The following is a 13270-nucleotide window of genomic DNA, read 5'->3' as shown; positions in this document are numbered from 1 at the left end:
CAATCGCCGCAGGTGATTGGGAGCAGAGGCTACATGACCGTCAGGTAGCGGACCTGATCCCCAGTCTGCTGGCCGGGAGCCTCGATCCACGCGAAGGCGTCGGCCCGGGCCAGAGTGACGAGGTCAGCGGAACCTTTGCCGGGCAGGGGGTGGAGCTGGCCGTCCTCGAGGCGACAGGGATGCAGCAGGGGACGGTCCCCCTTGTGGCGCACCGAGGCGGCCAGGGGGGCCCGGCGCCAGGGGTCGGGGAGGGCGCGGCCCTCCAGCTTGGCCAGGGCCACCGGCAGGAAGAGGAGGGCGTTGACATAGGCCGACACGGGGTTGCCCGGCAGGCCCAGCACCAGCAGGTCGCCCAGCTGGGCCGCCAGCATGGGCTTGCCGGGCTTGAGGCGGATCTTGTGGAAGAGGATCGTGGCGCCGAGATCCATCAGCACCGCGGGCAGGTGGTCGTGCTCGCCCATGCTCACGCCGCCGGAGGTCAGGAGGATCCGGGCGTCGCCGGGGTTCCTCAGGGCCGCGGCCAGGGCCGCCGGGTCATCCGGCAGGGCGGGGCGCCGCTCAACTTCGGCGCCCAGGGTGTGGGCCAGGGCGACGAGCATGGGGCCGTTGGAATCGCGGATCTGGTGGGACAGGGGGTCGGCCACCAGCTCGTCGCCGGTGGAGGCCACGGCCACGCGGATGCGCGCAGGCGGAGGCAGGGGCCGACCCACCCAGGCCCGGAGGGCCGTGCGGGCCACGTTCATGGGCTGGTCCGCGGGCAGCAGCAGGTCGCCGGCATGGGCCTGGCTGCCGCGGCGGCGCACATGGTCGCCAGCTTCCGGGGCCGCCTGGGGATGGATGAGGCCGTCGGCCTCGCGAAGCTGCTCCACGGGCAGGATGGCGTCCGCCCCGGCGGGCAGGGCCGCGCCGGTCATGATGCGCACGGCGGTGCCGGGCGTAATTATGAAAGCCGCGGGATCATCGCCCGCGTACAGCGTGCCCAGCAATCGGCGCGGGGTGCGCCCATCTTCCGAGCGCAGCGCCACGCCATCCATGGCCGCCAGGTCCGCAGCTGGATCGTCCCGGTCCGCCCGCACCTCGGGAAAGAAAGGTGCCGGCAGGGCCGCCCAGAGCCGGGCCAGGGCCTCATCCAGGGGCAGCAGGTCGGGATGGTCGCAGCTCATGGCCATGGGCGAAGGATACCGCCAAGGCCTTGGAAGACGTGATGCCTGAGCTCTGCCCAGGCATCACGTGGGGGTCCAAGGGGGACGCAGAGCGAAGCCCTGGCGAGCGGGCGGTCCCCCCTTTCATGCCAGGGCACTGTCAGCAGTGCACCTCGGCGCCCCGCCGCGTGTAGTACCACCAGTTGACGGCGAGACAGACCACATAGAAGGCCGCGAAACCGTAGAGGGCGTACTGCACGGTGCCCGCGGCGATCTGGGACTTGAAGACCGTGGGGATGACGTAGCTGCCGTAGGCCGCGATGGCGCCGGTCCAGCCCAGCACGGGACCCGCAAACTGGGGCTCGAAGATGAAGGGCACCATCTGGAAAGTGCTGCCGTTGCCGATGCCCGAACCGAGGAAGAGCAGCAGGAAGCTCAGCAGGAAGGGCATGAAGAGGTGGGCGGGGTTGGGGTTCCCCTGGGCCTGCTTGATGACCACGGCCACGGCCAGCGCGCCGATGATCTGGATGACCGTGGACCACTGGGTGATGACGGAGCCCCGGAACTTGTCCGAGAGCCAGCCGCCCACGGGCCGGATGAGGCTGCCCACCAGGGGGCCCAGGAAGGCGTAGGTGGCGGGGTTGGTGACGCTCTTGCCGAAGAACAACTTGAGCAGCAGGGGGAAGGCGGCGGAGTACCCGATGAAGCTGCCGAAGGTCATGATGTAGAGCAGGGTCATGAGCCAGGTGTGCTTCATGCGGAAGATGGCGAACTGCTTGTCGAGGCTCGTCTTCACCTTGCCGGGCAGGAGCTTGAGCAGGGCCAGGCAGACGGCGATGGCCAGCAGCACCAGGCCCAGCTGGGCGCCGAGGCCCAGCTTGGGGTAGCGCACCACGATCCAGGCCACCAGCCCCGCGGCGGCGAAGGCGGGCAGATGCAGCCCCAGGATCTTGCCGAGGGCGGTCGGGGTGTGGTCGCTGTCGTGGTGGGGCAGGTTGTGCATGCCGAACCAGGAGGCCACCGCCAGTACCACCAGGAAGGGCAGCCACACGAGGGCGCCGTTCTGCACCCACATCTGCTTTCCGAGGGCCGTGATATGCGGCGCACCGGAGAGGGCACCGAACAGGGCCGAGCCCATCACGGCGGGCACCACCAGCTGCATGACGCTCACGCCCAGGTTGCCGATGCCCGCGTTGATGCCCAGGGCCAGGCCCGCGGAGCGCTTGGGGAAGAAGCTGTTGATGTTGGACATGGAGGAGGAGAAGTTGCCTCCGCCCACGCCGGAGAGCACCGCCAGGATCGCGAAGGTGGAGAAGGGTGTCGCCTTGTCCTGCAGGGCGATGCCCGCGCCCAGGGCCGGGGCGATGAGCATGGCCGTGGTGAGGGCCACCACGTTGCGTCCGCCCGCCAGGGCCACCATGAAGGAGTTGGGGATGCGCAGCGTGGCGCCGGAGAGGCCCGCGATGCTGATGAGGGTGAAGAGCTGGGCATCCGTGAACGGGAAGCCCGCGTCCTTCATGCGCACGGTGAGGATGGACCAGAACATCCACACCGCGAAGGCGCAGAGGAGGCTGGGCACGGAGATGGCGAGGTTCCGGTGGGCGATGCGCTTGCCGCCGAGCCAGAAGGTCTCGTCCTCGACGTTCCATTCGGTGAGTTTGGCCATGGGATCTCCAGTTCGAGGGTCGTGGTCGGGTCAGGCGGGTTCGGCGTCGGCGCCGGCAAGGCCGGGGGCAAGGGCAGGGACGGGTACGGGCTTGGGGTGCTCGAAGCGGGTGAAGAGGGTCTCATTCTGCTCGCGGGTCAGGCGCCGCACCACCGTGTGGAGCCAAACCAGGCAGATGACGGACAGGACCGTGAGGAATAGCCACATGGTGGTCCACAGGCCCGTGGCCTTGAGCAGGTAGCCGAAGAGGATGGGCCCCACGAAGCCGCCCAGGCCGCCGATGACGCCCACGATGCCGCCCACCACGCCCACCTCGTCGGGGAAGTAGTCGGGGATGTAGCGGTAGACGGCGGCTTTGCCGATGCCCCACACGATGCCCACCACGAAGACCAGGAAGGTGAAGATCCACACATTGGCCTGGAAGAACACATGGGTGGTGCCCGAAGCCAGCAGCTGCTTCTTCTTCACGCGGTCGCCCACCTTGACCGCGGGCGTCTGCCAGAAGCGGCTCTGGGGCAGCACCAGCAGGCGTTCATTCTGCGCCTCCGGTTCCATCTCCTTCGTCCGGAAGGCGTAGGCCATGTCCCCCACCACGATGCGGCCGGGTGTCACCTCCGTCACCACGCCGCCCACCTGGGCCAGCACCGAGGGCCCCGGGCTTTCGATGGACATGCGCGGCACCATGAGCGCCGCGCAGGCGAAGATGCTGAGGCCGAAGGTCCAGTACATCACCGCCCGGGCGCCGAAGCGGTCGGACATCCAGCCCCCCGCGGCGCGGATGAGGCCCGAGGGCAGGCTGAAGAGGGAGGCCAGGAGGCCGGCCATGGCGAGGCTCATGCCGTAGACGCCCACATAGTAGGGGATGAGCCACTGGGCCAGGGCCACGAAGCAGCCGAAGACCAGGAAGTAGTAGAGGCCGAAGCGCCACACGCGGACATGGCGCAGGGGCGAGAGCATCTGGACGAAGGTCTTGCCCTTCGCACCCTCCGCCTTCTTCTCATGGGTGAGCAGGAAGAAGGCCACGGCCATGACCAGCAGGACGACCGCATAGAGCTTCGGCAGCATGCGCCAGGCGTCCAGGTTCGCGCCGCCGGCCGTGAGCTTCTTCAGGAGGAAGGGGGCGCCCATGCTGGTGAGGGCCGAGCCCGCGTTGCCCGCGCCGAAGATGCCGAGCGCCGTGCCCTGGCGCGCCTTGCTGAACCACACGCTGGAGTAGGCGATGCCCACGGCGAAGGCCGCGCCCGACAGGCCGAAGCCGAGCGAAGCCAGGAGGAAGCCCTGGTAGCTCTGGACGCTGCCCAGCAGCCAGGTGGGCAGGGCCGCCAGCAGAAGGAGGATGGTGTAGACCTTCCGCCCCCCGAAGCGGTCCGTGAGCAGGCCCACGGGCAGGCGCATGACCGAGCCCGTGAGCACGGGGATGCCGATGAGCCAGCCGATCTGGGCCGTGTCCCAGCGGAAGAGGCCATTCTCCACCAGGAAGGTGACGAGGACGCCGTTCAGCGTCCACACGGCGAAGCAGAGGGTGAAGGCCAGGGTGCTCATGGCCAGGGCGGTGGCGGCTCGGGTTCGATCCGACATGGGCGGCTCCGGGGAGGATTAATAAACGGATTAAAATATCCTAAAATAAAACGAGGGTTGGATCGGAGATCGTGATGGGGATCACGGACTCCTGAACTGTCAAACGGGAGCGGCCACCGATCGGTCTGGATCCTCGGGGGGGCCGTGGTGGGCCTGGGCCACCTGGAGGTCACGGAGCGAGGTCCGGGCCAAGGTCGTGGTGAGGAGGGTCTGGAGGACGTCCCAGGCCGGGCGGATGGGGCAGTGGCAGCCCCCCCCTCCCACAGCGTGGCCCAGCAGGCAGTCCTCGAAAGGTTCCGGGCCCTCCATGGCCACCACGACCTCCCGCAGGGTGATGCGTTCCGGGGCGCGGGTCAGGCGGAAGCCCCCGGTGGGGCCGCGGAGCGATTCCAGGATGTCGGCGTGGGCCAGGGTCTGGAGGATCTTGGCCAGGAAGGGGCCGGGCAGGTCCAGCTCGGCGGCCAGGTTCCGGGCCAGCCGGTAGGTTCCGTCCCCGGGCATCCGCACGAGGGCCTGGAGCGCATAGCGCGTGGGGGCATGGAAGAGGCTGCGCGGATGGGGACAGCCGGGCTGGGGATGGTTCATGGACCTTCCAGGGGATTCAGATAAAAAGAATTGATAGTCTGAATATAAATCGAACTTAAAACGGCGCCATGCCTGATTTTTGCGATTTTCGAGGGACCAGGTGGCGATGGGAATGTCGGGCCAGATGGCGAGGGCGCGGATGTGTTTTTCAGCACCACTGGATGAGCATTAATATTTAATAGTTAATAATAAACGATTTATAAAATAGTTTTGATTCATATTTTTCTGAACCGCCCCCCTTGCGCTGGTCCAGGAGGGGGGGGCATACTTGGGACCAATTTCCGAGTCATCAATCCTAAAAATGCCGCGCCCGGTGCCGGCTGCTCCCCCGAGGAGGTGTTGTGTTCCCCAGGATCACGCCACGACAGGTGCTTGCCTGGGCCGCCCTCGCGACCCTGGCCCCGATGTTGGCTCCAGGTCTGGCCGCCCAGGACGCCGAGGCCCAGTTCCGCAAGAGCTGCATGAGCTGCCACACCATTGGGGCGGGTCGGAAGGTGGGTCCCGACCTCAAGGGCCTGGGTCAGCGCCGGCCCCACGAGTGGTCGTCTAAGTTCATCCAGATGCCCTCGGCCCAGCTGGACGGGGGGGATCCCACGGCCGCGGCCCTCCTCCGGGAGTTCAACGGCACGCGCATGCCGGACCTGGGCGTGACTGCCGCCGAGGCCCAGGCCCTCCTCAAGCTCATCGACGACACCACCGCGGCAGGGAGGACCCTCGGCAGCGCGGCCATCGCCCGGGCCGCCACGCCCGCGGACATCCGGAACGGCCAGCAGCTCTTCATGGGCCTCACGCGCTTCGCCTCCGGAGCCCCCGCCTGCATGTCCTGCCACAGCGCCCAGGGGCTGGGCGGCTTCGGGGGCGGGCGCCTGGGGCCTGACCTGACCGGGGCATCCGGGAGGTTGGGCGTGGGCCTTGTGCCCGCCATCGAGAACCCGGCCTTTCCCACCATGCAGGGCGTGTTCCAGAAGACGCCGCTCACCGCGGATGAGGCCTTCCAGGTGGGCAGCTTCATCAAGAGCCTGGCAGCCCAGCCACCGGCCCGCACGGACATGGCCTTCCCCGTCCTGGGCATCGTGGGCCTGGTCTCCGGCATGCTGCTGGCCGGCCGCCTGGGCCGCCGGCGCTTCCGGGGCCTGCGCCGCAACCTCAAGCCACGCGCCTGATCCAGAAGGAACCGAGACATGACCGAGCGCAAGCAGAGCCACTGGATCACCGACATCGTCGACCCCGAGACCCGCTCCTGGGAGGAGTTCTACCGGAACCGCTGGGCCCACGACAAGGTGGTGCGCAGCACTCACGGCGTGAACTGCACCGGCAGCTGCGGGTGGAACATCTATGTGAAGGAGGGGATCGTCACCTGGGAGATGCAGGTCGTCGACTATCCGCTTCTGGATGAGAAGGTGCCGCCTTACGAGCCGCGCGGCTGCCAGCGCGGTATCAGCTTCAGCTGGTACCTCTACAGCCCCCTGCGGGTGAAGTTCCCCTACATGAGGGGCGCGCTCATGGACCTCTGGGAGGAGGCCAAGGGCAAGCACCAGGATCCCGTGGCCGCCTGGGCCAGCATCCAGAACGATCCCGACAAGCGCTCGCGCTACCAGCGCGCCCGAGGCAAGGGCGGCTTCCGCCGCGCCTCCTGGGACCAGGTGGGCGAGCTCATCGCCGCCGCCAACATCCACACCATCAAGACCCATGGGCCCGACCGCATCGCGGGCTTCAGCCCCATCCCGGCCATGTCCATGCTGAGCTACGCCGCAGGCTCGCGGTTCATCCAGCTCATGGGCGGCACCAACCTCAGCTTCTACGACTGGTACTGCGACCTGCCGCCCAGCAGCCCCGAGATGTGGGGCGAGCAGACGGACGTGCAGGAGAGCGCGGACTGGTACAACGCCAAGTTCCTGGCGGTCATGGGTTCCAACCTGAACATGACCCGCACGCCCGACTGCCACTTCGCCGCCGAGAGCCGCCACAACGGCACGAAGATGGTGGTCTTCAGCCCCGACTTCAACCAGGTGGCCAAGTACGCGGACGAATGGATGCCCGTCCACCAGGGCCAGGACGGTGCCTTCTGGATGGCTGTGAACCACGTGATCCTCACGGAGTTCCACCACCAGAAACAGGTGCCCTTCTTCCTGGACTACCAGAAGACCTACACGGATGGGCCGTTCCTGGTCGAACTGACGGAAATCGATGGCGGCTATCGCCCCGGCCAGCTGCTGCGCGCTGGGCGCCTCGCCAAGTACGCCGACGAGGAACACGGCGAATGGAAGTTCCTCATGTGGGACGAGGGCAGCGGCGCGCCCAAGATGCCCAAGGGCTCCGTGGGCCACCGCTGGGGCACCAAGCAGGGCCAGTGGAACCTGCTGCTCCAGGACGGCAAGGATGACAGCCCCATCGCCCCGGCGTTGACGTTCCTCGGCGAAGGTGCGGAGCAGGTGCAGTTCGACGACTTCGCCGATGGCAGCACCAGCTTCCGCGGCGTGCCCGTGCGGCGCATTCCCCTGGCGGGCGGCGGCACGGCCCTCGTCACCACGGTCTATGACCTGCTCATGGCCCAGTTCGGCGTGGAGCGTGGCCTGGGCGGCGCCTATCCCAAGGGCTACGACGACGCCGCCGCGGTCTACACGCCCGCCTGGCAGGAGCGCATCACTGGGCTGTCACGGGAGAACGTGCTGCGCTTCGCCCGCGAATGGGCTCGCACGGCGGAGCTCACCAGGGGCAAGTGCACGGTCATCATCGGCGCGGGCATCAACCACTGGTACCACAACAACCTCATCTACCGCGCCGCGCAGCATGCTCTGGTCTTCTGCGGCTGCATCGGAACCAATGGCGGGGGCCTCGCCCACTATGTCGGTCAGGAAAAGCTGGCCCCGGTGGCCTCCTGGTCCGCCATCGCCATGGCGCGGGATTGGATCCCTGTAAATCGCCTGCAGAATGGCCCCAGTTGGCACTACGTCAACTCGGACCAGTGGCGCTACGAGCGCGAGTTCAAGGCCTACAACACCGTGCCCGATGGCAGTGCGCTGGTGGAAGGCCACTGCATGAACATGCAGACCCGGGCCGTGCGTAGCGGCTGGCTGCCCTTTTACCCGCAGTACAACGAGAACCCCATGACCGTGGTGGCAGACGCGCGCAAGGCCGGCGCCAAGGACGAGGCCGCCATCATCGCCAGCACCGTGGAGCGGCTCAAGAAGAAGGATCTCCGGTTCTCCGTGGAGGATCCGGATGCCCAGGAGAACTGGCCCCGCGTCTGGTTCATCTGGCGCGGCAACGCCATCGGCACCAGCGCCAAGGGTCACGAGTTCTTCCTCAAGCACTACCTCGGCACCCACAGCAATGCCATCGCCGAAGAGGTGGCCGAAGGCACCCTCAAGGATGTGACCTGGCGCCCCACGGTCACCGGGAAGATGGATCTGGTCGTCGACATCAATTTCCGCATGGACACCTCGGCCCTCTACAGCGACATCGTGCTCCCCACGGCCACCTGGTACGAGAAGACCGACCTCAACTCCACGGACATGCACAGCTTCATCAACCCGCTGTCCGCGGCCGTGCCGCCCTGCTGGGAATCGAAGAGCGACTGGGACATCTTCCGGGACATGGCCAAGCGGGTGAGCGAGCTGGCGGCCAAGCACCTGCCCGAGCCCATCGAGGACATCGTCTCCTCGCCCCTGGCCCATGACACCCCCGCCGAGATCGCCCAGCCTCACATTCGCGACTGGATGGCTGGCGAGTGCGAGGCCATCCCCGGCAAGACCATGCCCGGGCTGAAGGTGGTCACGCGGGACTACAAGACGGTCTACGAGAAGTTCATTTCCCTCGGCCCCATGGTGCGGGAGCAGGGCTTGGGCGCCCACGGCGTCAAATACCCCATCTCGGATGTCTACGACGACATGCTGAACACGCATCCCACGGTGATGGTGGAAGGCCAGAAGCGGCCCAGCCTGGAGGAGGACACCCACGCCGCCAACGCGCTGCTGCACCTGGCGCCGGAGACCAATGGCGAGCTGGCCTATCGGGCCTACCAATACATGGAAGGGCGCACGGGGCTGCCTTTGAAAGATCTGGCTGAGCCCTACCGGGGCGTGCGGCGCACGTTCAAGGATCTGCTGTCCCAGCCCCGCCGTGTCATCAACAGCCCCTGCTGGTCTGGCCTGGTGGATGACAAGCGCCCCTACTCGGCCTTCACCTACAACGTGGAGCGGATGGTGCCCTGGCGCACACTCACGGGTCGCCAGCACTGCTACCTGGATCATGAGGGCTACCTGGCCTTCGGCGAGCACCTGCCCACCTACAAGCCCACGCCACCCGCCCAAATCCTAGGCGATCTGAGTTGCTCCAAGCGCGAGGGGAAGACGCTCCTCCTCAACTTCCTCACGCCCCACGGGAAGTGGCACATCCACTCCACCTACGGCGACACCGAGCGCATGACCACCCTGTCGCGGGGCCAGGATCCCCTCTGGCTCAGCGAAGAGGACGCCGCCTCCATCGGCCTCAAGGACAACGACTGGGTGGAGATCCACAACGACAACGGCGTGGTGGTGGTCCGCTGCTGTGTCAGCGCCCGCATTCCGAAGGGCGCCTGCATCCAGTACCACGCCACGGAACGCACCTACAGCGTGCCCAAGTCCCCCCTGCGGGGCATGAAGCGGGCCGGCATGAACAACAGCCTCACCCGGGCGCGGCTCAAGCCGAACCTCATGGTGGGTGGCTACGGGCAGTTCAGCTACCACTTCAACTACTGGGGCCCCACCGGCGGGAACCGCGAAACGGTGGTCTACGTCCGCAAGCTCGGCCAGCTGGTCTGGTGAGGGGCGGCCATGACGCATTCACTGGAACAAAAAAGCAACCGCGAAAGGACGCGAAAGCAAATCGCCGTTTTCCCTTTTCGCATTTTTTCGCGTGATTTGGCGGTTTCAGATTTTTCGCTGAGAGGTCTCTGATGGATATCCGCTCTCAAGTAGCGATGGTGTTCCACCTGGACAAGTGCATCGGGTGCCACACCTGCTCCATCGCCTGCAAGAACGTATGGACCGACCGCAAGGGCGCCGACTACATGTGGTGGAACAACGTGGAGACCAAGCCCGGCACCGGCTATCCCACCCAGTGGGAGAACCAGGAGGAGTACAAGGGCGGCTGGGTGGTGAAGGACGGCAAGCTCCAGCTGCGCCTCACCTCCAAGGGGAAGTTCCTCCAGAAGATCTTCCACCAGCCGTCCCTGCCCACCATGGACGAGTACTACGAGCCCTGGACCTACCGCTACGAGGACCTCTTCAACGGCCCCGAGCAGGACGACCAGCCCACGGCCATCCCCGTCAGCAAGGTCACGGGCCAGTACATCGACATCGAGGCCGGGCCCAACTGGGACGATGACCTGGGCGGCTCGCCCCTCTACGCCCGCAACGACGTGAACCTCTCGGCCCTCAGCGAGGAGCAGCGGCTCCAGCTGCTCTCCATCGAGACGCTGGTGATGTTCTACCTGCCGCGCATCTGCAACCACTGCGCGAATCCCGCCTGCGTGGCGGCCTGCCCCAGCGGGGCCATCTACAAGCGCGGCGAGGATGGCATCGTCCTGATCAACCAGAATGTCTGCCGCGGCTGGCGCTACTGCGTCTCGGCCTGCCCCTACAAGAAGGTCTTCTACAACTGGAGCACGGGCAAGTCCGAGAAGTGCCTGCTCTGCTACCCCCGCGTGGAGACGGGCCAGGCCCCCGCCTGCTTCCACTCCTGCGTGGGCCGCATCCGCTACATGGGCGTGCTGCTCTATGACGCCGACAAGATCGAGGCCGCGGGCCTGAAGCCGGATTCCGAGCTGGTGACCGCCCACCGGGACCTGCTGGCGGATCCCAACGATCCCGCCGTCATCGAGTCCGCTCGGAAGAACGGCGTCACCGAACAGGTGCTCCAATCCGCGCGGAAGAGCCCCGTCTACCGCTTCGTGAAGGACTGGGGCCTGGCCCTGGCGCCCCATCCCGAGTACCGCACCTTTCCCAGCCTCTTCTACGTGCCGGCCCTGGGCCCCGTCACCTACTCCATGGAAAACGGCGTGGCCCTCAATCCCACCTCGACCGAGGAGATCTTCGCGCCCCTGGACCAGGCCCGGCTGCCCATGTCGTACCTGGCCAGCCTCTTCGGGGCGGGGCAGGAGGCCCCCGTGCGCTACGCCATGAAGAAGATGCTGGCCATCCGCACCTGGAAGCGCGCCACGGAGGTGGGCGACGTGGACCTCAAGGTGGCCCTGGCGGGCCTCCGCGAGGCGGATTGTGATCCCGAGCAGGCGGAGGCCATCTACCGCCTCACCAGCCTGTGCAGCTTCGAGGACCGCTTCGTCATTCCGGCCTCCCACCGCGAGCAGGCGGTGGAGGTGCTCACCAATCCGCTGGAACGGAAGGGGGCCGCAGGCTTCGGCTTCCGCGAGGCGCCCCAGAGGGGGTTCTGATCATGCGCATTCCGACTCACCTCATCCCCGGCATCAGTGCGCTGCTGCGCTATCCCGACGAGCGCACCCAGGCCCTGGCGGCCTCCTTGGCGGACGCGGCCATGGCTACGGGACATCCCTGCCAGGAGCATCTGGAGGCCTTCGCCCTGGTGGCGCGGGGCCTGGATCTGCGCGAGGTCCAGGAGCTCTACACTCGGGCCTTCGACCTCACCCCCGAGTGCACGCTGGACATCGGCTGGCACCTCTTTGGCGAGACCTACCAGCGCGGGCAGTTCATGGCCATGATGCGCCATCACTTGCAGGAGCATGGCATCGCGGAGGGCAAGAACCTGCCGGACCACCTGCCGAACGTGCTGGACCTGGGCATGCGGCTGGAACGCCAGGATGCCATGGACCTGGTGGACGACTGCCTCCTGCCGGCCCTGGAGAAGGTGATCCCGGCCCTCAAGGAGAGCCCCTACCACCACGTGCTCCAGGCCCTCTTCCTCATCTTCACGGTCAATCGCAAACCGGCGGAGGCGGCCTGTGCTGACTAACTTCCTCTTCGTGGGCTTCCCCTACGTGGCCCTGGTGCTGGCCATCGTGGTGAGCATCCTGCGCTTCACCTGGCGGCCCTTCAGCTATTCCAGCCTCTCCAGCCAGTTCCTGGAGACCGAGTCCCTCTTCTGGGGCTCCAGCCTCTGGCACTGGGGCATCCTCTGGGTGCTGTCGGGGCACCTGTTCGCCTTCTTCCTGCCCGAGGCCATCCTGGCCTGGAACGCCCGCCCCCTGCGACTCTACCTGCTGGAGATCACCGGGCTCTCCATGGCGCTGCTGGCCCTGGTGGGCGTGGTGGCCCTCATCGTCCGCCGCTTCACGGACCGGCGCGTGAAGGTGGTGACCAGCCCCCTGGATGTCGTGCTGCTGGCCGTGCTGCTCTACCAGGTGGCCAGCGGCATCGATGTGGCCATCCGCTACCGCTGGGGCAGCGCCTGGTTCTCCACCAACGCCGCGCCCTACCTCTGGAGCCTTCTCAAGCTGGCGCCCCGGCCCGAGCTCATCGCGCCCCTGCCCTGGATGGTGAAGCTCCACTTCCTGAGCGGCTTCCTGGTCATCCTCCTGCTGCCCTTCACGCGGCTCGTCCACTTCCTGGTGGTGCCCATCTTCTATTACTGGCGCAGGCCCCAGGTGGTGATCTGGAATCGACGGGGGCTGCGGTGAGGCCGAAGCAGGAGCGGAGGCCCACCTTGCCGAAGGCGAGGCCCGAAGGGGCTGGCACCGGAGGTGCCAGGTGAAGATGCGGACCGTCGCCATCACGGGCGCGGTGGCCTTCGGCGCCTCGCTCATGATCTTCGCCCTGAGCCTGGACACGCGCCTGCTCGGGGACCAGAGCGGCTACAAGCCCGCCCAGCCCATCCCCTATTCACATGCCCTCCACGCCGGTGAGCTGAAGATGGACTGCCTCTTCTGCCACACCTCGGCGGAGAACAGCCGCCACGCGGGCATCCCGCCCCTCAGCACCTGCATGAAGTGCCACGAGACCGTGCTGAACCGGGCCGGCACGCCCATGGGCAAGTCGGACCCCAGCCCCGAAATCCAGAAGCTGCGGGATGCCTACGCGAGCGGCCGGGGCTTCGAATGGGTCCGAATCCACCGCCTGCCCGCCCACGTCACTTTCCCCCATAGCCGCCATGTCCGCGTTGGCGTGGCCTGCCAGTCCTGCCACGGCGAGGTGCAGGGCATGGAGCGCGTGGAGCAGGCCATGGCCCTGACCATGGGTGAGTGCCTCGCCTGCCACCGCACCGAGAACCAGAAGCAGCTTTTGGCCGGTCGCCCACCCCAGGCTCCGACCGACTGCTCGGCCTGCCATCACTGAGGAGAAGC

10 protein-coding genes are annotated in these 13270 nt (G+C 67.0%); 6 read left to right on the top strand and 4 right to left on the bottom strand.

The window, feature by feature from the left end:
* Positions 1-29: 29 nt before the first annotated feature.
* The 4 genes from NOV65_RS12860 to NOV65_RS12845 all read right to left on the bottom strand — a co-directional run bounded on the left by NOV65_RS12860 (position 30) and on the right by NOV65_RS12845 (position 4971).
* On the bottom strand, positions 30-1169 hold the full coding sequence (locus NOV65_RS12860) for a molybdopterin molybdotransferase MoeA (protein ID WP_257306867.1): 1140 nt from the start codon (positions 1167-1169) through the stop codon (positions 30-32).
* Positions 1170-1302: 133 nt separating this feature from the next.
* Positions 1303-2808 (bottom strand): MFS transporter, encoded by a 1506-nt coding sequence (locus NOV65_RS12855; protein WP_257306866.1) that lies wholly within the window; start codon positions 2806-2808, stop codon positions 1303-1305.
* Positions 2809-2838: 30 nt separating this feature from the next.
* Entirely contained in the window at positions 2839-4386 is a 1548-nt protein-coding gene (locus NOV65_RS12850) for an MFS transporter (RefSeq protein ID WP_257306865.1), read from the bottom strand.
* A 99-nt stretch (positions 4387-4485) separates the two neighbouring features.
* The gene (locus NOV65_RS12845; RefSeq protein WP_257306864.1) at positions 4486-4971 is read right to left on the bottom strand and encodes an RrF2 family transcriptional regulator; all 486 of its coding nucleotides are present in this window, start codon (positions 4969-4971) and stop codon (positions 4486-4488) included.
* Between the two features lie 341 nt (positions 4972-5312).
* Between NOV65_RS12845 and NOV65_RS12840 the strand changes: the two genes are divergently transcribed.
* The 6 genes from NOV65_RS12840 to NOV65_RS12815 all read left to right on the top strand — a co-directional run bounded on the left by NOV65_RS12840 (position 5313) and on the right by NOV65_RS12815 (position 13262).
* Positions 5313-6134, top strand: a complete 822-nt coding sequence (locus NOV65_RS12840; protein WP_257306863.1) for a cytochrome c — start codon at positions 5313-5315, stop codon at positions 6132-6134.
* Between the two features lie 18 nt (positions 6135-6152).
* A complete protein-coding gene (locus NOV65_RS12835) occupies positions 6153-9779 on the top strand; it encodes a nitrate reductase subunit alpha (RefSeq protein ID WP_257306862.1) in 3627 nt (1208 codons plus the stop codon).
* Positions 9780-9910: 131 nt separating this feature from the next.
* Positions 9911-11407 (top strand): nitrate reductase subunit beta, encoded by a 1497-nt coding sequence (gene narH, locus NOV65_RS12830; RefSeq protein WP_306672133.1) that lies wholly within the window; start codon positions 9911-9913, stop codon positions 11405-11407.
* A gap of 2 nt (positions 11408-11409) precedes the next feature.
* Complete coding sequence (locus NOV65_RS12825) at positions 11410-11943, top strand: nitrate reductase molybdenum cofactor assembly chaperone (protein ID WP_257306861.1); 534 nt, start codon at positions 11410-11412, stop codon at positions 11941-11943.
* Positions 11933-12607 (top strand): respiratory nitrate reductase subunit gamma, encoded by a 675-nt coding sequence (gene narI / locus NOV65_RS12820; protein WP_257306860.1) that lies wholly within the window; start codon positions 11933-11935, stop codon positions 12605-12607. Before NOV65_RS12825 ends, narI begins: the two co-directional genes overlap by 11 nt.
* Before the next feature lie 76 nt (positions 12608-12683).
* Entirely contained in the window at positions 12684-13262 is a 579-nt protein-coding gene (locus NOV65_RS12815; protein WP_257307286.1) for a cytochrome c3 family protein, read from the top strand.
* Positions 13263-13270: the final 8 nt, after the last annotated feature.

It is taken from the genome of Geothrix campi (assembly GCF_024609265.1).
GTDB classification, from domain to species: Bacteria; Acidobacteriota; Holophagae; order Holophagales; family Holophagaceae; genus Geothrix; species Geothrix campi.
Note: the sequence above shows the minus strand (reverse complement) of the source record. Positions and strands in the feature narration are given on the sequence as shown.